Origin of the sequence: Photobacterium nomapromontoriensis (assembly GCF_050336815.1) — a bacterium.
Taxonomy (GTDB): domain Bacteria; phylum Pseudomonadota; class Gammaproteobacteria; order Enterobacterales; family Vibrionaceae; genus Photobacterium; species Photobacterium nomapromontoriensis.
Genome location: NZ_JAKJSL010000025.1, coordinates 15,101 through 35,180, shown reverse-complemented (window position 1 = coordinate 35,180; position 20,080 = coordinate 15,101). Strand labels below are relative to the sequence as shown.

Here is a 20,080-nt window from a genome sequence, read left to right as displayed (position 1 = left end):
CTGATATTACCAAAGGCCAGCATTGCTGGCCTTTTTTCTATCTTATACCTATCAAATAGAAGCATATGGCAACAAACGAATTTGATTTGATTGCTCGATATTTTGAGCACCAAGCGGTCAAGCGTAAAGATGTCCCATTAGCCATTGGTGATGACTGCGCTTTGCTGGAAGTGCCTTCAGGGTGCCAACTGGCCGTTAGTACCGATTCTCTCGTGGCGGGCACCCATTTTCTTCCTGACGCCGATCCTGCCTTGGTTGCCCATAAAGCACTGGCCTCTAACTTGAGTGATTTAGCCGCGATGGGCGCGACCCCTGCTTGGGTCTCTCTGGCGTTGACCTTACCTGAACCCGATGAAGCCTGGCTGGGTAAATTCTGTGAAGGCTTCTTTACTTTGGCGGAGTACTATAACGTCCAGTTGGTTGGGGGAGACACAACCAAAGGGCCGTTGAGTATTACATTGACGGTGCATGGCTTTGTGCCTCAAGGGAAAGCGTTAACCCGTAGTGGTGCCCGATCAGGAGATTGGATCTATGTGACGGGAACACTGGGTGATAGTGCGGCTGGTTTAGCTTTGCTGTTGGGTCAAAAGCAGCTTGATGATCCCGTATTAGCCGCCACCTTAGTTGAACGCCATTATCGTGCTTCCCCTCGGATCCTTGCAGGGCAAGCTTTACGTGGGATTGCTTCTGCTGCACTCGATATTTCTGATGGACTGGTCTCTGATCTTGGCCATATATTAAAGCGATCTGGTGTTGCTGCGGTACTGGAGGTGGATAAATTGCCTCTGTCTTGTGAGTTGACTCGCTTTGAATCTGATACTGTTCGCGCTCAGCAATTAGCGCTGTCCAGTGGTGAAGAGTATGAGTTATGCTTTACCGTACCTGAACTTAATCGGGGGGTAGTTGACACCGCGCTGGTGCACAGTGGTGTGAAGGCTACGTGTGTGGGTCAGTTACGGCCAGGTAGCGGGATCTCTTTGTTGCAGGCTGGACAACCAGTGAATTGGCAGCTTCATGGTTATGATCATTTTGCGGAGTAAAAAGTGGAAAACCCAATCGATAAAATTAATCTAAAGAATCCCTGGCATTTACTGGCGACGGGATTTGGTAGTGGTTTATCCCCGATTGTACCGGGAACCATGGGAACGTTAGCGGCGATTCCGCTTTACCTCCTGATTGTCCAACTGCCGTTTGCGGGCTATTTATTGGTGATACTCCTCGCTGGGTTGGTTGGGATTACTATCTGCCAAAAGACGTCTGATGACATGGGGGTGCATGACCACGGTAGTATTGTCTGGGATGAATTTGTTGGCTTCTGGATCACCATGGCGATAGCACCCGTTGTGAGTTGGCAATGGATATTGGCGGGTTTTATCCTGTTCCGCTTTTTCGATATGCTTAAGCCTTGGCCGATTAGCTGGCTTGATAAGCACATCCATGGCGGGTTTGGTATTATGATTGACGATATTCTGGCTGGCTTCATGGCCATGATTGCGTTGTGGGGAGTCGGATACTGGTTCGGCTGGTAGGTGACTCTCCTATTAAAAGCCCCTCGTATGCTTTGTGCACGAGGGGCTTTTTTGTGGTCATTTTTTGTGATTAAACCGTATTAATTCAAAAGCACCGTCTAGGCTTTATGAAAACAGCCGTTAAGCAGTGGTGCATTATGTGTTGGTTACGTGTTTTTTCTGCAGTGTTAGATGCTGGGTATCTAATTGGTGGCGTAGTGGTGGGGATATCGACCGCAACAGCGCAAGTGTATCCGTCGACTGCGACAGGGTGGGTATTGCCAGGAGAGTGGGAAACTCCGCTAACAGCATCGACCTTAGATATTCCGCAGGATGTAAAAGCGTGGGAAACAAACCATGCTGATGTCATTTTTGGTAGCCTGCAGGATGTAGCACTGAATACGCAGACTATTGCGATGGGCTACATGTATAGTCAGAAATGGGATTGTCGACCCGGCAGAGCGGAAGCATGGTTGAGTCAGCAAGCTATGCAACAAGGGCAGGATCCTGAACAGATGTATTTGCATTATGCCGAGGATACCGTGCTGAAAGTCCCGGTCATTAATGCCGGGATGAAAGAGCTGCTTGATGGCCAGCCATATCATTTGCTGCTGGAACGTGACGGTAATTTTTCGACCGCCCGTTTGCCGTTAACCTTAATGCCAGATGATACGTTATTTGCAATCTCTGCGTATCCGGTCGATCAGGTTGCAGTCAATGCCAATGCGCAACCCAAGATCACATTGAGTCAACCGAATGCAAGCGGTGAGATTGGTCACTGGCAAGCGGCGGATATAGCATGGCGTCATGCGAGGGTGGGTATCAATATTAGTCTTAATATCAACAGTCGCAGTGAGGGCCATATTAAAGCCGATGCGCAATGGTTGGGTACTCGCTCAGACAATCTCTCTTGGTATTCGGCAGTGGCACGATATCAAGGCCGTATGTTGAATTCAGGGCTGACAGCGTTGGACGAAGGGCTGCCCGTATGGGTACTGGCTCTATCGTGGGCAGTGGAAAGTACGGTCACGGCGGTAACATTTCCGCCTTGGATCTCGATGCAAGGGGAGCGCATGTATTTTCCTGGTTGGGATGATAGTAACGATCCGGATGGCGACGGTTGGGTTAATGATGAAGAATGGGCATCACGACCGAATCTCAAAGCTAGCGCCCGTTTTCGCCATCAGGCTAGAGTGATCCCTGCGGCTCACATGTGGCCTAATACGTGCTGGTATCGCACCAACTTTTCTGAGCCTGCTATCAATGCGTTGCATGCCCGTTGGTATCGTTATGACTGGCAGCAGCAAGGGCTCAGTGGTGCTTATAACGATGACATGGCGAAGTTATTGGGTGAGAATCAATTTACTCTGTTGTCTGGTGGTGCATTGGTGGAAATACCACATAGCGTTGGAAATGAACAAGCTGCGACGTATTACGCCGTACAAATGGCGGCTTTTCTACGGTTAGTAAAAAACACCACTGACACGCATTGGCTTGCCGCGAATATCTCAGAATTGAACCTTTGGGAGTACAGCGCCTGGCCCGTGGATTTTCGCAAGGTGATGGATGTGTGGCTTCGTGAGCATTATCTGAGTCCGGCGATGGGGTTAGAGCGATTGCAACGCCGCTGGGACAGTTTTGCGTTGGCAAAACTTGGCGACAAAAGTTTGATCATGGCGACCACTAAAGGGGGATACAGCAGTCAACATCCATTGACGCCCCAAGCGTGGTATCAGGACATTGCCACGGGGCTTGCCTTATATTACTTCTTTAATATTCCGGGGCAGACCTATTATCACAGCTGGAATCAGACGTTTTACTATGGCAGTGGCAACACTCAAGTCACCCCTTCAAATCCGGAAAAATCGAATTGGTACCGTAATGGCGTACCTAAAAATTGGGCTTATCAACCCAGTGCTATGTTGCGGGTGTCTATCGGTGAGCCTATGAGCATCCCCGCTGGATACCAACCCGTATTCTGGCAGAGCCAGGTGGATGAAGTGAAAACCACCGCGACGGCCATTGAGGTACGGGGGGCGGATAATGTTTCCTTAAAGCCGGCTAATTGGTTTTGGTTATACCGCGCAGGCTGGTTCGGCGAGTTCCCGGATGAAGGGGTGATAGCCCGGCAATACAGCGAGGGATTAGTTGTATACCGGGCTAAGCGGGAGCATAACGATACCGCTTTTTTGGGTGCGAAACCGCAGCGGGTTTCATTACCCGGTGAATACCAGCGCGTGAATGCGGATGGGTCGCTCAGTTCTCCCAGCCGCTATATTGAGTTAGGGGGGTATGAAGGTGCTATCCTGAAGAAACACCGTTAGGTGTCATTGATGTTTCGCTACGAGTGTGTCGCTATGGCATCAATGTGCTCATAAACAAAAAACACCTCATACTGATTGCTCAGTCATGAGGTGTTTGGTGCTTTATAGGGATGGAGAGAGTAAGTGAGGCTTAATCAGCGATATATTCGCGAATTTGCTTCTCAATACCCGCCGCATCAAGTTCAAGCATGGCGTGTAGTTCAGCTTGTGTACCTTGTTCAATGAAACGATCCGGTAAACCGATGTTGAGTACTGGCTTGAGCACTTTTCGTTTCATTAGGCACTCATTCACGCCACTACCGGCGCCACCTGCAATGGCATTTTCTTCCACGGTGACCAGTACATCGTGAGTTGTCGCCAACTCTAGGATCAAGGCTTCATCCAGCGGTTTAACAAAGCGCATGTCTGCCACTGTCGCATTCAACTGTTCTGCCGCGTCCAGTGCGTAGCTGAGCATAGTGCCAAAGTTTAGGATAGCAATACTCTGGCCTTCACGACGAACAATACCTTTGCCGATCGGCAGGGCTGTCATCTCAACGTCAGGTGTAATACCGGTACCGCTGCCGCGAGGGTAGCGCACGGCACTTGGCCCTTGATGCTGGTGGCCAGTATAGAGCATCTGGCGGCACTCATTCTCATCGCTCGGGGTCATGATTACCATATTGGGGATACAGCGCATGAAACTGAGATCGAAAGAGCCCTGATGAGTTTGACCGTCTGCACCAACCAAGCCACCACGGTCAATAGCAAACATAACTGGCAGATCCATGATGGCAACATCATGGATTAATTGATCGTAGCCACGCTGCAGGAAGGTCGAATAAATCGCCACCACAGGATGGTAGCCACCGATCGCCATACCGGTGGCGAGTGTGACAGCATGTTGTTCAGCAATCGCAACATCAAAATATTGCTCTGGGAATTCTTTAGAAAAGCGAACCATACCAGAGCCTTCGCGCATCGCGGGCGTGATCGCCATCAGCTTACTGTCTTGCGCTGCCATATCGCAAAGCCAGTCACCAAAAATGTTTGAGAATGTTGGTTGGCTCTTGGCTTTCGGGATCGGGTTTTGGGTTAAGTCAAACTTAGGTACAGCATGGTAGTTGATCGGATCAGCTTCGGCTGGCGCATAGCCCTTGCCTTTCTTGGTCATGATATGCAGGAACTGCGGTCCTTTCAGGTTACGCATGTTCTTAATGGTTTTAACCAGTTCTTCAACATCATGGCCGTCAACCGGGCCGATATAGTTAAAGCCGAGCTCTTCAAACATGGTGCCCGGTACGACCATACCCTTGAGGTGTTCTTCAGCACGTTTGACCAATTCTTTGATTGGTGGCGCGCCAGATAGTACTTTTTTGCCACCTTCACGGATTGTCGTGTACAAACTGCCAGAGAGCAGGCGTGCAAGGTGATTGTTCAGCGCACCGACATTTTCCGAGATCGACATCTCGTTATCATTGAGAATAACCAGCATATTGGGATGGACGTCACCCGCGTGGTTCATTGCTTCAAAGGCCATGCCTGCTGTAATAGCACCATCACCGATCACACTGACGACCTTACGGCCTAAGCCTTCTTTATCTGCAGCAATCGCCATCCCCAGTCCCGCACTGATCGACGTTGATGAGTGACCGACAGACAATACGTCATACTCACTCTCTTCACGCCATGGGAATGGGTGAACCCCTCCTTTCTGACGGATAGTGGTCATCTGATCACGGCGACCCGTCAGAATTTTATGTGGGTAAGCCTGATGGCCAACGTCCCAGATCAAGTGATCAAAAGGGGTATTGTATACATAATGCAGGGCAACAGTCAGTTCCACGGCACCCAGCCCGGAGGCAAAATGGCCGCTACTCTGACTCACTGATTTAAGTAAATAAGTACGTAGTTCATCGCACACTGCAGGTAGGCTCTCTACTGGCAGCAGGCGTAATTCATCCGGAGTATTGGACAGAGCCAGATGAGGGTATTTTGATATATCCAGTGTCATAAGATTCACGGCGCTTTACTGTTATTAGTTATTGCGCTCGATGACGTATCGGGCAAAAACTTCTAATTGATCTGTATTGTAAGGTATCGCATTCAATGCATCTAATGCCTGCTGATACAGTTGTTGAGCTTTTGCCTTGGCGCCATCCAACCCGAGTAGAGCAGGATAGGTACTTTTTTCCAGCTCGATATCAGACCCTTGTGGTTTACCCAGGGTCTGGGTATCACTTATTACATCAAGGATATCGTCTTGAACTTGAAACGCCAACCCAATTGCATTGGCATACTGGTCAAGTAACGGCAAGATGGCAAGTCCCTTGGCGCCTGCTGCCAGTGCGCCCAGTCGGACAGCGCAACGGATCAGGGCGCCGGTCTTGTGGCGATGAATGGTTTCTAATTGCTCAAGACCAACGTGCCGGCCTTCAGCTTCAAGGTCTAGCGCTTGGCCCATACACATACCGCGTGCGCCAGAGGCGTGAGCGAGTTCGGTGATCATTGCGACTCGATTCGCGTTCCCCTCAATGCTCAGTTGTCCGGTTGCTAGCACTTCAAACGCTAAAGTTTGTAGCGCATCACCCGCCAGAATGGCCGTGGCTTCGTCAAAGGCGATATGGCAAGTGGGCTGGCCGCGGCGCAAGTTATCATCATCCATCGCGGGCAGGTCATCATGGATCAGTGAATACGCATGAATACATTCAACAGCCGCTGCCGGTGTATCGAGATCTTCAGTACGCGCGCCCAGCATTTCGCCTGTGGCATACGTCAGGAATGGGCGAGCACGTTTGCCGCCTAATAAGGCGCCGTGCTTCATGGCTTGGATCAGAGACTGGTCAGCAAAAGGCTGTGCGTCAATCCACTGTCCTAACTGCTGGTTGCTACGCAATTGGTAGTCATGCAGAGACTGCGACAGTGACCGCATGTTATTCATTGCCTGCATCAAATTCTGTAAGGGGAGCGTGATCATCTGCTTGAAGCAGAATTTCCACTCGCTGTTCTGCCTGAGTCAGTTTTTGCTGACTGCTTCGTGCTAGTGCAATACCGCGTTCAAATTTTTTCAGCGCATCTTCCAGCGCAATATCTCCGGACTCTAGCTCGTTGACGATGCTATCGAGTTCATCCAGTGCGGCTTCGAAAGCCATATTTTCTGGTTTTTTGGCTGCCATAATGGTGTCGCTTCTTTATTAATGCCCAAAAAAATAACGTAGAGCGTAATCTGGGTCAAATTATCTCACAGTAATCTGTGTCACAGACAGTAATTTTCATCTTTTACCATGAGAAAGCTAAATCAAACGCCGTTTGTGCCGATACATGGGCAAGAGACTTTTTGGTCTGTCTCAGAGGGATCGTTACGGATCGGGTTGAAGATATTCTCCCCATGGTCCGCATTTTAGGTGTGATTCGTGACCGAATGCAGTGCTTTCGGCAGTATGACTTTGAAAGCCTGGTAGCGCCCAGATACAATGCGCCACATAGAACTCATTCAGACAAGTAGCAAATTGGAGACTATCAAGTGGATTTGGCGACGCTTATAGGATTAATTGGATCGTTTGCCTTTGTCATCATGGCGATGGTGCTAGGTGGCAATCTAGGGATGTTTGTTGATACCCAGTCGATCCTGATCGTATGTTGTGGCTCTTTATTTGTTGCCCTGATGCAATACAGTATCGGTCAATTTTTGGGGGCTGCGAAAATTGCGGCTAAGGCTTTCATGTTCAAGATGGATAATCCTGAAGACCTGATAGCCAAAATTGTTGAGATGGCAGATGCTGCTCGTAAAGGAGGCTTTCTCGCTCTGGAAGAAATGGATGTAGAAAATTCATTTTTGCGTAAAGGCGTTGATTTGTTGGTCGATGGTCATGATGCAGATGTTGTGCGTTCAACGTTGCAAAAAGATATCGGATTAACCAACGAGCGTCACGAGGTTGGGATCAGTATTTTTAAGGCATTGGCCGATGTGGCACCTGCGATGGGGATGATTGGTACCTTGATTGGTCTGGTTGCCATGCTATCGAATATGGATGACCCGAAATCTATCGGTCCCGCGATGGCCGTTGCCTTGTTGACCACGCTTTATGGTGCGATTATGGCGAACATGTTGTTACTCCCAATTGCCGCTAAATTGGATTTACGTAAGAACGAGGAAAAGCTGAATCGGCGTTTGATCCTCGACGGTATACTGGCTATTCAGGATGGCCAGAATCCCCGTGTTATTGATGGCTATTTGAAAAATTACCTCAATGAGAAAAAACGTACCATTAGTGGCGAAGATTAAGGCGGGATAATGGACGACGAACAGAAATGCCCCCCACCCGGATTGCCTGCATGGATGGCGACGTTCTCGGATTTGATGACGCTATTGATGTGTTTTTTCGTTCTACTGTTGTCGTTTTCAGAGATGGATGTGCTGAAGTTCAGGCAGATTGCCGGTTCAATGAAATATGCATTTGGTGTCCAGAATATGCTGGAGGTGAAGGATATTCCTAAAGGTACCAGCGTGATCGCACAGGAGTTCCGTCCCGGGCGTCCTGAGCCTACCCCAATAGAAGTGATCATGCAGCAAACCATTGATATGACACAGCGTACACTGGATTTTCATGAGGGCGACTCCGAGCGAGCGGGGGGGACTAAGCGTGAAGCGGGTAAGCTAACCGGAGGGCAAAGTGCTGATGTAGCCACGGAAGAGAGCCAAGACAGTGCGCCTGACGTTGCTGAGGCACAAGAGCAGTTAATGGATGTGTTAAAGCAGGCATTAGAGCGTGAAATAGAAGAAGGGGCGATCGAAATTGAAAACCTTGGGCAGCAAGTGGTCATTCGGATTAAAGAGCAAGGTGCTTTTCCGGAAGGTTCGGCATTCTTGCAACCAAAGTTTAGGCCGCTAGTGAGGCAGGTTGCTGATTTGGTGAAAGGTGTACCGGGGGTTGTGCGGGTAACGGGTAATACAGACAATCAAAAGTTGGATTCGGAATTGTATCGTTCAAATTGGGATCTTTCTGCTCAGCGCGCGGTCTCTGTCGCTCAGGAAATGGAGCAGGTGAAGGGGTTTGATCATCGTCGTCTGCGGGTGGTTGGCTTAGCAGATACGCATCCCTTGAACAATAACCGCACCCCGGAAGAGCGCAAGGAAAACCGGCGGGTTGAGATTTCGATTATGCAAGGTGAGCCACTTTATACTGATCCTGTTAGTAGTGATATTCCGCCACTGAAGTGATCCTCTCGTTTGCTTAACATTCAGCGTCTTTAGGTATAAGGTCAGTGCTTCATCCAGGCTGACCTTGCCTGTCACCATTATCGAGTTAGCGGCAAAATAAAACACGGGCTGAAATTGTGCCTACACTATAGGTAATTGTCCTTGTTCGTCGTTATGGCTATATATCCTTGTTTCGGCAACTGCCTGCTTGCTGTATAATCCGTGCCCTTGATCCTTTTGGTGCGCCTTTTATCCCTTTATCCTTTTGGATATGTTTGGCCCAGTGAAGCGAAGCGTGTTATGAAATTTATCGTTAAACCCCATCCTGAAATTTTTGTAAAAAGTGATTCGGTTAAGAAGCGCTTTATTAAAATTTTGGACTCCAATCTTCGTATTATCCTTCAGCGTTTGTCTGAGTCAGTTGCGGTTATCAACCGTCGTACCTACATTGAAGTATCATCGACAGATGTTAGCCTGCGTGAGCAAATACTGGCAGTATTGACTCAGACGCCAGGCATCCACCATGTCTTGGAAGTTGAGCAAACAGAATTTACTGACCTGCATGATATTTATGAGCAGACGCTACCGCGTGTACGTGATCAGCTAGAAGGTAAAACATTCTGTGTCCGAGCCAAGCGCGTGGGCAAACATGACTTTACCTCTATCGAATTAGAGCGTTACGTTGGTGGTGGTTTGAACCAAGCGGTGGAATCTGCATCGGTTAAACTGAAGAACCCTGATATTACAGTACGTGTTGAAGTGTCTCACCAGCAACTTAACCATGTCCTCGCCCGTCATAAAGGCCTTGGTGGTTTCCCGTTAGGGACACAAGAAGATGTACTGAGTCTGATCTCCGGCGGTTTTGACTCTGGTGTATCGAGCTACCTGCACATCAAACGCGGTAGTAAAGTGCATTATTGCTTCTTTAACCTTGGCGGTCCGGCCCACGAGATCGGTGTTAAGCAAGTGGCCCATTTCTTATGGAAGAAATACGGTTCATCGGCCAAAGTGAAGTTTATCGCCATTGATTTTGATCCTGTTGTTGGTCAAATCCTTGAGAATATCGATGACGGCCAGATGGGCGTTGTGCTGAAGCGGATGTTCATGCGTGCCGCGGGTATGGTGGCGGATAAATTTGGTATTCAAGCTCTCGTGACGGGTGAAGCTCTTGGGCAGGTATCGAGCCAGACGTTGACTAACTTGCGTCAAATTGACGGTGTGACGGAATCATTGATTTTACGTCCGCTGATCAACTGGGACAAAGAAGACATTATCAGCCTTGCGCGTGATATCGGCACTGAAGAATTTGCTAAAACCATGCCAGAGTTCTGTGGTGTGATCTCTAAGAGCCCAACTGTGAAGGCTGTGAAAGCGAAACTTGAAGCTGAAGAAGCAAAGTTTGACTTTTCTATTCTTGAGCGCGTTGTTGCTGAGGCACGTGTGATGGATATTCGAGATATCGAAAAAGAAAGCCAAGAAAAAGCACCTGAAATTGAGTTGGTTGATCATATCGACGCAGGCACTATCGTGTTGGATATTCGTAGTCCGGATGAGGAAGACGAAAACCCACTTGAAATTGATAATGTTGAAGTGAAGCACCTGCCGTTTTATAAACTGGCGACCCAGTTTGGTGATCTGCCGCAGGACAAAACTTACCTGCTGTACTGTGATCGTGGCGTAATGAGTCGTCTGCAGGCACTGTACCTGAAGGAAAATGGCTTCGATAACGTCAAAGTGTATCGTCCGTAAGACGAAATTCGCGTCGCGAGTATCGAGATAAAAAACGAGCGCCTTGGCGCTCGTTTTTTTGTATGGAAAAGGAAATAAGGGGCGAGGAAAAGCGGGAAGAACAGGGACGAGGAAGAGCGGATTAAGAGCGGACCTGTGGCCCTTGGTCTTATGAGAAGCACAATAACAAACACCGTTGTTTTTCGACCATTCTCCAGTTCGGTTCCAGAAGGGCAACTGGATCATAACACTATAAAGCCTCAGGACCTCAGAGCCATAGGACCGCTCTTTCTGCTATTCCGCTTTTAACCCGCTTTTCTCGCTTCTTTATTTCCGCTCTTCCTCGATACTAGTCCCTCGTAAACTCGCCCCTTTGCTGCTGCCCCTGCTTTACTCTTCCCGCATACTGAAATGCATATTAGGCCAGACGACCATCGGCTCTGCGACTTCAGCGGCTTTCTTTTTACCCGCCAAGTGAATAATGATTTCTAAGGCAAATTCTTGAGAAGTACCGGGGCCTTGACTGGTTAACAGATTATTATTGACGTCATAAACAACCCGCTTGTTACGAAAACGAGATTCAGGGATTTGATCATGAAAAGCCGGGTGGGCGGTCATTAGTGCAGAGGGATACATCCCATGGTGCTCCAGCACTACGGCGGGAGCCGCACAGATGGCCGCGACCAGCTTACCGTCATACTTGTGCTGGTTGACAAACTCAATCAGTAACGGACTATCACGGAAGCATTCTGAACCGCCGAGTCCTCCGGGTAAGACCACACAATCAAACGGTTCATCGGCGATATTCACCAGTGCCGTATCGGCAACCAGTTTAATTCCGCGTGATCCCTCGACTATCAATGCACCATCTGATGCTGCACTGGCTGTCGTCACGTCAAATCCGGCACGAAGTAAGATATTGATGGTATTGATCGCTTCCATCTCTTCAGTTCCGGGAGCAATACACACTGCCACCTTGATGGTGGGCTGAGTGGCTTGCTCGGTGGTGATATCATGCGTCATGGTATTGTTGCTCCAATCGTTTAACCTGTTGCCATAGGCGTTGGTTTACCGGGACGGCCAGTTGATGCTCGGCAGCCCGGGTTATGAGATAGCCCGTAATATAGTCGATTTCTGTTGTCCGATGGTGACAAACATCCTGATTCATGGATGAAAAGTTGTCGGCAGTGGCGGCGATGACCTTATCAACTTGCTGGCGTAACTTTTCGTGAGTGGCTGGGTAGCCTTCGGCGTTCATGACCGTCGCCACCTCAAAACAGATTTCGTTTAACGGGTGATGAAATTGGGGGGTGGCCAGTTCACCATTGCGGCACTGGTGTATTGCTGTCAGAGGGTTAATGGCACAGTTAATCGCCAATTTTTGCCACAAGGGGATAAAGATATCTTGATGCCATTGGCAGGGCGGCAAGGCTTGGTTGAGTTCGTCTTGTAGTGATTGATAGTGTGAGCCTTGATCATTCACCGCACCCAGCCAAGTTTGACCAATCCCGGCATGGCAAAGGCGATGAGGCTCAGGGCGAAAAGCCGCTTGTGCAGTGGTAGCATACAATAACGGCTGTTCAGGCAGGAGTGCGATCGCCTGCTGGTGGCTACCCATGCCATTGTGCATAATGATGACGGGAACGCCAGGTGCAAGATATGGTTTGATGGCCAGTAAGGCGTTTTCGACTTGAAAGGCTTTAACCGCGATGATAATGCAGTTGGCGTCTTGGAGCTGTTGGGGTTGATTGGCGCTAAACGTCATGGATTGTTTCAGCGCTGAATGCTTTGAGGTGAACTCAAAAGTAATGTGCGGCGCTTGATTGCGGGTCCAGAAATGAACGGTATGTTTGGCGGCTAGGTGGCATCCCCATAGGCGGCCGATGGCACCAGCACCAACGATCGTTATGTTCACGCGTGGTGATTCCTTGCAAATAAGTGAGGTCTGCGTGAATCATACCACGATGGAGAGCGCGATGGGGGAGGCTCATTGCCTCCCATATGATGATGTGAATTAAAATTTATAGGTTGCCGAGAAGTAGTGACTAATCCCGGTGGATTCAAAGCTACTGCTGTCTCTGATGAGGTAAACATCATTATATAGCTTGAAACCGTAGCCTAACGAATAGCGGTCTGAATGCCAGTAGAAACCATTGAACATCACCCCACCATGATGGGCTTGGGAATTGCCTTTAAAGGTACTGTCTGCACCAAATTGGTAGTCAATGTAGCCCTGATAGGCGATGAAGCTGTCGTTTGCAAAATGGTAGAACGGCTTAAACCAGTTGGTGGAAATCTGGTAGCCATTCCACGCTTTATTGTTAATGTCATATAAGCCATACAGGTTCAGCCCGACCTTTCCAAACCAAGGAACCTGGACATCAGAGCCTAACCCCCAGAATGAATTATTGACCGGCGGAAAGTCACTCTCTTTGTTATAGCCACCATCCCAGTTAAACAGTGTCGCAAAATAGAGTTCCTGTACAGGGCCAAATGAGAGGTCGGTCTTGGTCAGCGCATCCAACGACAGGCGGGGAGCAAATTTCATAAAGATCTTTGCTCGATCATCTTTGTCACTGCCACCATGATTCGTTAAATCGAAGACATCGACATAGCCATAGAGATCGAAGAGGCCGGAACGACCGCCAAACTCCATTTCAAGATAGTCATGTCCTGAATGCGCATCGGGAGATCGAGGCAGTTCCTCCAAGGCGTACATCAGATTGAATTGCAGCCATTTATAATCATTTTTATGGATATCGTCGGAATAGTCGACGGCGAAACAGGTGCCTGAAAAGGCGAAGGTAGAGCCAATACAGAATGTTGTCAGAATCTTCATTATTACGTCTCGCTAACCATTTGCCATTGCTTGTTCTTCTTTCCGAGATCGCCTGAATGTAGCGTAAAAGTAGGGGGAGCATACGTCACTTACCAGAAATGCCTCGGTTTAGAAGCTGTGATTAAAGGGAGAATAAAAAGAACGCCCTTATATACCCAGGTTACTTCAAGGTGCTGGATTCAGAGTGCGCTGGGTATAGTCATAAAGATAGTGGACGATCTTAAGTTTGGAGCTGTGTCTTGTCGGTGCGGCGTAAGGTCAGACTGGTTAATCAGCGAGACAAAGGAAAATACCCATAAAATGAAGCATAAAGGCGTGGCGTCTTGAAAGTGATTTCTATCTTACTATTGAGAGGCGGGGGGGAATTTGTAGAGAACAGAGGGTAAAAAGCACCCTAAGGTGCTTTTTTGCTAAGTATTACTTAGAAGTTGTACTTCAATGTGTAGATCATCGCGTTATCGTGACCTGTCTGGCCTAACTTATTGTACGCGTAACGGTATTGAACGCCTGTCGTTACCGAGTCAGTGATATTCCACCATAGTGCTAGCGCACCGTTAGCGGTTAACTTATCGCTTTCACCTGACAATGCTAGGTATGTATTGTCACGAGCAAATTCAGTTTCGTGCCAGTTAGACACCATGAAACTTTGGCCGAATGCTTTAAAGTTGTACATTGCAGACCAACCCAGCATTCCGCCGTTCAGGCCAGAGAATGAGCCGGTTGCTTCTGGGCCAAATGTTTTCGTGGTGATGGTGTGGTGGAAGCCCACCCATGGGTTAAATGCCCAGTTATCGCCACTGAAGTTGTAAGACAGGCCTGCAACCGTGTTTTGAGCCGTAAAGCTGTTGCTGTTAGTGTTGTATAGCTGGCCGTATACACGCAGTTCTTTTAGACCAGTTTTAGCAGCAATTGAACCTTTGATAGAAGTACGTGCTTCGTCAGCGCCGTTTTCTAGGTTTTCCAGATCTGCGAATCCGTATAATTCACCCCAAGTAAAACCAGCACCACCTTCAAGCTCTAGGTAGCTGAAGTCTTCTTTGCCAGAACGGTTTTCTGTGCCGTTTGACCAGTCTAGGTAGTTTACGCTTACGTTACCAAAACCATACAGATATTCAGCGTGTGCAGGAAGGGCTGCTGTTGCAGAAAGCACACTCAGTGCTACTAGTGATTTGCGCATGGGGAACTCTCGATAATTGTGTTTTATAAGCCGGACTTTTAATGCCCGTGTTCTGTTGGGGGGCGATTCTATGGTTTAAAGTCACAGTTGGGAATGTAACGATTGCGCAATCCTTTGCTAAGTGTGATCTCGATCTTGTGTAATCGATTGCATTTTGATTTCATGGGAATGGATTGTCTGTTTTATGTGCAATGTGTCGTGGGTTTTATGAGCGAAAAATAAGAAAAGGGTCTGAACTGACCCTTTTGTGTGGTTTATTCTGTCTGAGTACGAGACCGCGTCTGGAGTATTGGGGGTATGATTAGAGAATCGGTTGACTTATTTCTTTGTCCGGTTATGGAGTACTAGGCTTGAGGGATTGCTCTTGCCTACTAACCAGATAGATGAGCCCAAGGACGGGAATACCAATCAATGCGGTACTGAAAAAGAAGGCGTTATAGCCGAACAGATCAACGTACAATCCGGAAAATCCCGCAAGAAATTTCGGGAAAAGCAGCATGATGGAACTAAACAGTGCGTATTGCGTTGCAGAAAAGGCAACATTCGTCAGGCTTGACATGAAAGTGATGAAGGCCGCTGTGGCGATCCCTGCGCTGAGGTTATCCAGTGAGATCACAACCGTTAGCATAGGCAGGCTGTTACCGATGTAGGTAAAGAGCATGAATGCCAAATTGGTAAATGCAGACAATATGGCACCCAGCGCCAGAACACGCATGGTCGCATATTTACTGACTAAGATTCCGCCAAGCCCGGCGCCGACTAAGGTCATGATGACACCAAAGATTTTAGAGACAGACGCCACTTCTGTTTTGCTAAAGCCGATATCGACATAGAAGGCGTTGGCCATAACACCCATTACCACATCAGAGATGCGGTAACACCCAATGAGAGCCAGTAGTAAGATGGCTTGTTTACCATAGCGGTCGAAAAAATCTTTAAACGGCATGATTGCCGCAGTATAAAACCAAGCCGAAAGACGGGCCGCGAGTGGAGACAAGCCTTTGTTGAGCAGTTGCTGGCGATAGTCACGCTCGATATGGTCGATAGCAGAGCTATCAATCTGAGGTTCGTGAATACACAGAGCCGTGATTAAGCCGACCAGCATTAGGCTTGCCATGATGAAGTAGGCGAATTGCCAGCCAGCAGGATCATACTCAGTATTTGAGCCAAACCATGCCGCAAAAGCCAGAGCCCCCGCCCCCGCCATGATCATTGCCAGCCGATAACCTGTCATATAAGCGGCGGCGAGTGCGGCTTGTAGCCTTTCGGAGGCCATTTCGATCCGGTAGGCATCAATAACGATATCTTGCGATGCTGATGAAAATGCCACAATCACTGCAAAAACAGCTAATTGGAACAGATCAGCCTGTGGGTTACTGATAGCCATCCCTATGAGGGATGCAATAATAAGTAGTTGGGAAAATACCATCCATCCACGACGACGGCCAAGGAGTGACGATAAAATAGGAACAGGAAAGCGATCGATGAGTGGCGACCAGATCCACTTAAAACCGTAAGCCAGTGCCACCCAACTGAAAAAACCGATGTCGGTACGGCTGACGCCTGCTTCTCGTAGCCAAAAAGAGAGGGTGCCAAAGACCAGAAGCAGGGGGAGACCGGATGAAAAGCCTAGCGCGAGCATAACCAGGACTTTCTTTTCTAAGTAGATTTTCCAGCCCCGAGTGTTGTTTACCAATTGCGCCATATTGCCCTCTGGTGATTCTATCGCGGTATGTGGCGAGCATTATATACTCAAGCGACTGGGGGCTTCAGTAAAAATACCGTTAAAAACCTCCCTGAGAGAGGAAACAGAGTGGACTTACGTGCTAACGCAATGAGAGCGTTTTCCTAGACCCTAGACCCTAGACCCTAGACCCTAGACCCTAGACCCTAGACCCTAGACCCTAGACCCTAGACCTATGGCCGTATCCCTTGCATCTTTTCTTGATGCTCTCCAATTCCCAGCAAATATTGGGCAACAGCGGTAACTTTGAATTGCATAAAGTTATTCCCTAGCAGTTCATGCTCTTCAAGTGATTCCAATAAATGTATCAGATACCAGTATGCTGATTCGTAGCTATCTCGTGGCGGGCCTGATGGGACAGACAGTTTCCACCAATCATAGAGGTGTTCGGTAACGGTGATCTTCATCGAGTCGTAATGGACATCACCGGTAATTGTGCCGAGGGCACTCAGGGCTATCGCTGGGGCGTAGTCGGCAATATGTTGGTTAATGTGAGAGGAGGGTGGTTCGCTGTTAGACGCAATGAGCTTTAGCATATCGGTCACCTGATCATAGGCTAATGATCAGGTGACATTGCCTATGTCTAGTTTTTAATAATTTTCATATCTTTAATAACTATAGGCTGTTGTGGGACATCTTTCATACCCATAGAGCGGATAGTTGTGGTTGGAATCTCAGCCATTTTTTCCAGTACTGAGAAGCCTTTTACCACTTTACCAAACACGGCATAACCCGGGCGGCTTCCTTGTGCGTTGAGGAAGCTGTTATTTTGGTAGTTAATGAAGAACTGGCGGGTTGCTGAATCGGGATCTGACGTTCGAGCAAATGCAACAGTTGCACGGTCATTAGCCAGACCATTTGCTGATTCATTTTTGATTGGTGCATAACTTTGGCGACGTTTAAGATCCTGATCAAATCCCCCGCCTTGAGCCATGAAACCAGGGATCACCCGATGAAAGATGGTGTCATTATAGCTACCATCTTTAACATAGCGCAGAAAGTTTTGGCTGGATATTGGGGCTTTCTCTTCATTGAGCTGGATCACAAAATCACCCAGTGAAGTGGTGACCAACACCTGAGTTGCTGCACTAACAGGGAGTGCAAAGCAGAGTAATAGCGCCAGTAAAAAGCGTGGCATTATAGGTTCTCCTGCATGTAAGTGTTGAGCTCAGTATCGGCGTAGATATCATTTAGCACGGCATTGATCAGGTCGTTCATTGCCAGTTGCATGTCTTCAACCGAAGCACTCATCGCACCGGTACGATCGGATTTACCTGAGTAACGTTTAACAAACTTGCCTTTTGGTGACTCAACCACAAGCTGGAGCTGGAGTTTGCTGATCAGTTCATGGCTCATGATACTGTGTTGAACATTGACCATGGCCTCAAGGATATCAAGGCGAACGGTACCTTTACCGTTTTCTGTGATTCGATAGCCTTGTGAGCTTAGTTGGCGTGACAGTGCATCTTCAAGAGTGACTCGCAGATTTTGCGTCGCATGCAGTGGTTGTACGTTTTGACGGCCACTGTCGACGACCGCAATAAACTGTGCTGTGCGAAGGTCGCGACTGTCGAGTGACAGTGATTGACCGTGTGCGACTGGCTGGCTGGCGATAACTGGCTCTGGTGTGATCGTCAATTGTGGTTCTGATGGTGCTGAACACGCTGTCAGGGCTAGAACAGAAGCAGCAACAAGCATTTTTTTCATGGTGGTGTAATCCTTTAATAGTCAGTGGGCAGCAACTGTTTGTTACTACCCAAAATGGAGCTGATATTTATTGTTTTTTGGATTGATAAATTACAAATTTATTGTTCTTGGCGACAATGTTGACATTATCAAATAAGCGCTTGAGTTTGTCACCATAACCCAGATGACTGTTTCCAATGACGATCAAATGACCTTGAGTTCTTAGTACGTGCTTGGCATCACAGAACATCTGCCAGGCAATGTGGTCAGTGATCGTATTCTGCTGGTGAAACGGAGGGTTACACAGCACCAGATCCGCGCTATGGGCTGGAAAGCCTTCTAGGCAGTTATTGGTTATCGCATGAAGCTGGTCGGGCTGAGTGAGGTTGAGTTGCGCATTGTGCGTGCAAGAGGCGACCGCCATAAAGCTTTCATCAACGCAAAGTACCTTGGCATGTGGATTGAGGCGGGCAGCTTTAATCCCAATAACGCCATTGCCACAGCCAAGATCGACAATATCCTGGAGGTCTGGCTGGCTTGGAATATGTTCAAGTAACAGTCGGGCTCCGATATCTAAGCTTTCGCCAGAAAAGACATTGGCATGATTTGTTAATGTCATATCATGCTCGGGAACAGACCATTGTTGTGCTTCTGGTAGCGGTTTAGCCAATGCCGGATTAGGCTGACTGAAAATAAGGCGGGCTTTTTTTACGGCCAAAGAGGTCTTGGTTTGCCCCAGATATTTCTCAAATAATTTTAAGGTGGAGGAATGAATATCCTTCACTTTCCCTGCGGCAATCATTGTGCAGTCTTCGGGCAGCAAATGGCATAACTGCTGCAGTTGCCATGTGAGTAGTCGATTACTTTTGGGCAGTTTAAGCAATACCAGCTGAGGGTTTTCAGGCAGTGTCGCGAGACAGTCGATGATCTGTACGGCAGGCAGCTGATTGTCATTAAGGTTGGCCAAGCAGGCTTGTTTGGCGATATAGGAGTCGGTAACGTTGGTGACTTTGCCTTTTTGAGCAAACCAACAGCTCAGGGCACCAAAACTATCATTGATGATTAATATTGGGCGTTCTGAGTCAAAGGCTATGTCTGCCTCATTCACATAGTTAATGAGATACTCATCTGCCGCATCCCATGCTTGCAGGGTTTCATTTGTCCTCACCGGGTAGCGCTGGAGGGTTAGCGTACGTTCGTGAAGGGTTAGCTCTGGTTTCATTAATGGGCACTTTACGGTATGTTTACTCACTGGTAGTTATTCTCGCAAAACCAGCCATGACTGCAAACCTATTTTATTCATCGAGTATGCTGAAAAGCGTATCTTGGGACAGTTAGGCATATCTCACACAATAGAGAGGGCACAATGATTAAGGAACGTATAATAGACAAGCTGCACCACGCGTTTTTACCCCTCCATCTTGAGGTTGAGAATGAAAGTTACATGCATAACGTGCCGGCCGGTTCAGAAAGCCACTTTAAGGTTGTGATTGTTTGCGAACAATTTGATGGTATGCGGTTGTTGGCTCGGCATCGAGCGGTTAATGCGGTATTGGCGGATGAGCTGGCCAATAATATTCATGCTTTGGCGATGCATACCTACACTGACAGCGAGTGGCAGAATGTATTGGGGGCCTCTCCGGCCTCTCCAGCGTGCTATGGTGGGTCAAAATTAGGCTAGTTGAGCAGACTCATTATTGAGCTGGAGGAAAAACCGTTATTGATACGGTTTTTTTTGGTCTAAATTTTGAGATTTACAGCATCATTTGTTGAATGTTTTTCGTACTATGGGTGGTCAGGTTGTTAAAGGCGTGATAAGAACGCAGCAATTAGCAAAGTCAGTCTATACTTGGCAAGCTGCTATTTTGTCTTCAGGTTGACAGTGGATAAAGTCC

General features: G+C 48.1%; 19 protein-coding genes. 7 read left to right on the top strand and 12 right to left on the bottom strand.

Annotation, left to right across the window (positions count from 1 at the left end; all coding sequences use genetic code 11):
• Nucleotides 1-65: 65 nt before the first annotated feature.
• The 3 genes from thiL to L4D12_RS10120 all read left to right on the top strand — a co-directional run bounded on the left by thiL (nt 66) and on the right by L4D12_RS10120 (nt 3,832).
• Nucleotides 66-1,040 carry a thiamine-phosphate kinase gene (thiL, locus tag L4D12_RS10130; protein WP_428447717.1) on the top strand — a complete coding sequence of 325 codons (975 nt, stop codon included), beginning with the start codon at nt 66-68 and terminating at the stop codon, nt 1,038-1,040.
• A gap of 3 nt (nt 1,041-1,043) precedes the next feature.
• Nucleotides 1,044-1,529, top strand: coding sequence for a phosphatidylglycerophosphatase A (gene pgpA, locus L4D12_RS10125; protein WP_428447716.1), 486 nt, complete (start codon nt 1,044-1,046; stop codon nt 1,527-1,529).
• Between the two features lie 107 nt (nt 1,530-1,636).
• The gene (locus tag L4D12_RS10120) at nt 1,637-3,832 is read left to right on the top strand and encodes a hypothetical protein (protein WP_428447715.1); all 2,196 of its coding nucleotides are present in this window, start codon (nt 1,637-1,639) and stop codon (nt 3,830-3,832) included.
• Nucleotides 3,833-3,962: 130 nt separating this feature from the next.
• Here the strand turns inward: L4D12_RS10120 and dxs are convergent, their stop codons facing one another.
• The 3 genes from dxs to xseB are packed head-to-tail and all read right to left on the bottom strand — an operon-like array spanning nt 3,963 to nt 6,987.
• The gene (dxs, locus tag L4D12_RS10115; protein WP_428447800.1) at nt 3,963-5,825 is read right to left on the bottom strand and encodes a 1-deoxy-D-xylulose-5-phosphate synthase; all 1,863 of its coding nucleotides are present in this window, start codon (nt 5,823-5,825) and stop codon (nt 3,963-3,965) included.
• 24 nt (nt 5,826-5,849) lie between these two features.
• Nucleotides 5,850-6,752 (bottom strand): (2E,6E)-farnesyl diphosphate synthase, encoded by a 903-nt coding sequence (gene ispA, locus L4D12_RS10110; protein ID WP_428447714.1) that lies wholly within the window; start codon nt 6,750-6,752, stop codon nt 5,850-5,852.
• On the bottom strand, nt 6,745-6,987 hold the full coding sequence (gene xseB, locus L4D12_RS10105; protein ID WP_428447713.1) for an exodeoxyribonuclease VII small subunit: 243 nt from the start codon (nt 6,985-6,987) through the stop codon (nt 6,745-6,747). The genes ispA and xseB overlap by 8 nt, the downstream gene beginning before the upstream one ends.
• A 347-nt stretch (nt 6,988-7,334) precedes the next feature.
• Between xseB and pomA the strand changes: the two genes are divergently transcribed.
• The 3 genes from pomA to thiI all read left to right on the top strand — a co-directional run bounded on the left by pomA (nt 7,335) and on the right by thiI (nt 10,760).
• On the top strand, nt 7,335-8,096 hold the full coding sequence (gene pomA, locus L4D12_RS10100) for a flagellar motor protein PomA (RefSeq protein WP_428447712.1): 762 nt from the start codon (nt 7,335-7,337) through the stop codon (nt 8,094-8,096).
• A gap of 9 nt (nt 8,097-8,105) precedes the next feature.
• Nucleotides 8,106-9,032, top strand: coding sequence for a flagellar motor protein MotB (locus L4D12_RS10095; protein WP_428447711.1), 927 nt, complete (start codon nt 8,106-8,108; stop codon nt 9,030-9,032).
• Between the two features lie 279 nt (nt 9,033-9,311).
• Nucleotides 9,312-10,760 carry a tRNA uracil 4-sulfurtransferase ThiI gene (gene thiI / locus L4D12_RS10090; RefSeq protein WP_428447710.1) on the top strand — a complete coding sequence of 483 codons (1,449 nt, stop codon included), beginning with the start codon at nt 9,312-9,314 and terminating at the stop codon, nt 10,758-10,760.
• A 369-nt stretch (nt 10,761-11,129) separates the two neighbouring features.
• Here the strand turns inward: thiI and yajL are convergent, their stop codons facing one another.
• The 9 genes from yajL to L4D12_RS10045 all read right to left on the bottom strand — a co-directional run bounded on the left by yajL (nt 11,130) and on the right by L4D12_RS10045 (nt 19,407).
• On the bottom strand, nt 11,130-11,762 hold the full coding sequence (gene yajL / locus L4D12_RS10085; RefSeq protein ID WP_428447709.1) for a protein deglycase YajL: 633 nt from the start codon (nt 11,760-11,762) through the stop codon (nt 11,130-11,132).
• Nucleotides 11,752-12,654 (bottom strand): 2-dehydropantoate 2-reductase, encoded by a 903-nt coding sequence (gene panE / locus L4D12_RS10080; RefSeq protein ID WP_428447708.1) that lies wholly within the window; start codon nt 12,652-12,654, stop codon nt 11,752-11,754. Before panE ends, yajL begins: the two co-directional genes overlap by 11 nt.
• 99 nt (nt 12,655-12,753) lie before the next feature.
• The gene (locus L4D12_RS10075) at nt 12,754-13,578 is read right to left on the bottom strand and encodes a nucleoside-specific channel-forming Tsx family protein (RefSeq protein ID WP_428447707.1); all 825 of its coding nucleotides are present in this window, start codon (nt 13,576-13,578) and stop codon (nt 12,754-12,756) included.
• A gap of 421 nt (nt 13,579-13,999) precedes the next feature.
• Nucleotides 14,000-14,755, bottom strand: coding sequence for an outer membrane protein OmpK (locus tag L4D12_RS10070; protein ID WP_428447706.1), 756 nt, complete (start codon nt 14,753-14,755; stop codon nt 14,000-14,002).
• Between the two features lie 334 nt (nt 14,756-15,089).
• The gene (locus tag L4D12_RS10065; protein ID WP_428447705.1) at nt 15,090-16,460 is read right to left on the bottom strand and encodes an AmpG family muropeptide MFS transporter; all 1,371 of its coding nucleotides are present in this window, start codon (nt 16,458-16,460) and stop codon (nt 15,090-15,092) included.
• Between the two features lie 212 nt (nt 16,461-16,672).
• Nucleotides 16,673-17,035: a hypothetical protein gene (locus tag L4D12_RS10060; RefSeq protein WP_428447704.1), complete on the bottom strand. Its 363-nt coding sequence runs from the start codon at nt 17,033-17,035 to the stop codon at nt 16,673-16,675.
• Between the two features lie 47 nt (nt 17,036-17,082).
• Entirely contained in the window at nt 17,083-17,637 is a 555-nt protein-coding gene (locus tag L4D12_RS10055) for a peptidylprolyl isomerase (RefSeq protein WP_428447703.1), read from the bottom strand.
• Nucleotides 17,637-18,206 (bottom strand): YajG family lipoprotein, encoded by a 570-nt coding sequence (locus tag L4D12_RS10050; protein ID WP_428447702.1) that lies wholly within the window; start codon nt 18,204-18,206, stop codon nt 17,637-17,639. Before L4D12_RS10050 ends, L4D12_RS10055 begins: the two co-directional genes overlap by 1 nt.
• Before the next feature lie 67 nt (nt 18,207-18,273).
• Complete coding sequence (locus L4D12_RS10045) at nt 18,274-19,407, bottom strand: methyltransferase (protein ID WP_428447701.1); 1,134 nt, start codon at nt 19,405-19,407, stop codon at nt 18,274-18,276.
• A gap of 144 nt (nt 19,408-19,551) precedes the next feature.
• Between L4D12_RS10045 and bolA the strand changes: the two genes are divergently transcribed.
• A complete protein-coding gene (bolA, locus tag L4D12_RS10040; protein ID WP_428447700.1) occupies nt 19,552-19,866 on the top strand; it encodes a transcriptional regulator BolA in 315 nt (104 codons plus the stop codon).
• The last annotated feature ends 214 nt before the right edge of the window (nt 19,867-20,080 follow it).